The organism is Lachnoclostridium sp. An76 (genome assembly GCF_002161355.1).
Taxonomy (GTDB): Bacteria; Bacillota; Clostridia; order Lachnospirales; family Lachnospiraceae; genus Mediterraneibacter; species Mediterraneibacter caccavium.
This window is the reverse complement of sequence record NZ_NFHL01000020.1, coordinates 1-2,309: the sequence shown is the minus strand read 5'-3', so window position 1 is coordinate 2,309 and position 2,309 is coordinate 1. Positions and strand designations below refer to the sequence as shown.

1 protein-coding gene is annotated in these 2,309 nt (G+C 62.7%); it reads right to left on the bottom strand.

Translation table 11 applies throughout. The features are described from left to right. On the bottom strand, positions 1-2,309 hold a 2,309-nt coding region (locus tag B5G27_RS15720), incomplete at both ends, for a DUF6531 domain-containing protein (RefSeq protein ID WP_143449759.1).

Sequence of the window (2,309 nt, the reverse complement as noted above, 5' to 3'; positions counted from 1 at the left end):
TTTAACTGCCCGCCCGGCAGATAGACGTACCGGGTGGTCCTTCCCGCCTCATCCGTCACGCTCTCCACCTCTCCCAGGGGCGTGTAGGTATAGCTCCGGCTCTCCCCCAGAGGCCCGGTCTCCCGGGTCAGGTTCCCGTTTTCGTCATACTCCATCCGCACCATGTTCCCCAGGGCGTCCTCTGCCTGTATCAGATTCCCCTCCCCGTCATAGGCATAGGTATAGTGAAGTCCTTCCTCTCCCTTCACTTCTGTCACCCGTCCCAGGGCATCATAAGCAAACGTGGTCTTTGCCCCGTTCTCATCCTCTTCCCCGGTGCGGTTGCCGTTGGCGTCGTAGGTGTACCGTACCACGCCCCCGTCCGCATCTTTGATCCGGGTCAGCAGGTTGTGCTCATTGTAAATATAGGTGGTCCTGGCCCCGTCCGGCGTGGTCACCCGGGCCAGGTTCCACATGCTGTCATAGGTCAGAAGGGTCTCTCTTCCCTCTTTGTCCGTCACCCTGCCGGGGCGGTTCAGGGCATTGTATTCCCTCCGGATGCTGTGCCCGTCGAAATCCGTGACCTTCGTCACCTTTCCGCTTAAGTTGTACTCGTAATACCGGCGGTTTCCCTCTGCGTTCTCGATCTCTGTCACATTCCCCATGACGTCATAGGCGTACCGGGTCCGGTTCCCGTTCCCGTCCACGCTTTCTGTCACCCGGTTCAGGGAATCGTATGTATACCGGGTCAGGCTCCCGGACGCGTCCCTGAGCCCGGTAATGTTCCCCCGGCTGTCATAGGCCAGGCCCACTTCGCTCCCGTCCGGCTGCACGATCCGCTCCGGCCAGCCGGCGCTGTTATAGGTGATCTCCGTCTGGTTTCCCAGGGCGTCCTTCATGGACAGGAGCCGCCCCTCCCCGTCGTACGTCCCTTTCAGCTTTTCCTTCCCATTGACCCGCACCTCTGCAGGGCGGTTCTTCTCCCCGTACCGGATCTCTGTCCGGTTCCCCAGGGCGTCGATGACCCGGGTCAGGTTCCCTGCCGGGTCGTAGGCGTACTGGGTCCGGTTCCCCAGGCGGTCCACGTACAGCGTCCTCTGGTTGTTCTGGTTGTAGGCGAACCGCTCCTCCCCGTTGCTGTAGATATGTTTGACATCCCGGTACCTGTCGTCGTGGAGGTAGGTCACTTTGCTTCCGTTGCGCTCCGTCAGCTCCACGCTTTTTTTCCTGTCATCATAGGCATAGGTCATCCGGGTGCCGTCCGGGAACTCCTGCTGAAGGGTCCGCCCCTCTTCGTCGAACCGGTTCTCCACGGTCACGGTCCCCAGCGGGTTCTCCACACTCTCCAGCTTCCCGCCCGGTGTATAGCAATATCGGAAGACGCCGCCGTCCGGCAGCCGCGCCTCCCGCAAAAGCCCGTCCCGGTAGGTGTAGGACACCCGGCGGCCCGTGTGGTCCTCCACAGATGCCAGAAGCCCGTCCTCATGGCAGGCAAAGGCGAACCATTCCCCGGTGTCCTTTTCCACCCGCTTTAAGCGGCCCCCTTCCCCCTCTTCATAGGAGAAGCGGATCCGGCTCCCGGACAGCTCCCGGATCTCCAGGCACCGGCCGTCCCGGTCAAAGCGGTACTGTCTCTGCCCTCTGGTCAGGTACTCGTACCCGTCCCCGGTCTCCGTAAACGTCCCCTCGCTGGCGAACAGGGGCAGGTACTTCCCATCCTTTTGGAAGAACCGCTCCTCTTTCCCGTCCTCTTTAAGCAGCACGGCCTCCCCGCCGTCCAGCCTCACGCACACTTCATAGTTGTGGTTCCAGTCCTTCCCCATGGCCCCCTTCCGGCCGTTGATGGCGTTGTAAAACCGCCGGAACCCAAAGGGCTCCCGCCCCGGGACCTCCAGGTCTGTCCGGTCGTAGATGAAGTTCCCGGTGCTTAAGTTCACCGGGTCTTTGGAGAACACCTGGCAGACGGTCTCCGCCCCTTTTACGCTGGCCAGCAGCTTTTCCACCGCGGCCTGGGCGTCCTCTGTCACCTTCTCCCATTTTGCCCGCACTTCCCCCAGGGCGCTCTGGAACGCGGCGTAATCCGTGGTCAGCGGCGTCCCCGCCAGGAAGTCCCGGATCCCTTCCAGGAGCCCTGTGATCTGGGCGGTGGTGCTGGTCAGCTCCCGGGTCTGGGCTGCGTATTCCTCATCCACCGCGGGGATCAGCTCGCAGGCCCGCGCCCGGCACTCCTCCAGCTTCTGGAGGGCCTCGTCCATCCGGTCGGTCTTCAGGGACTGCCGCAGGCTGTACAGCGCGGTGAAGGCATCCCCGTACTGTACGTCCCGGGGCAC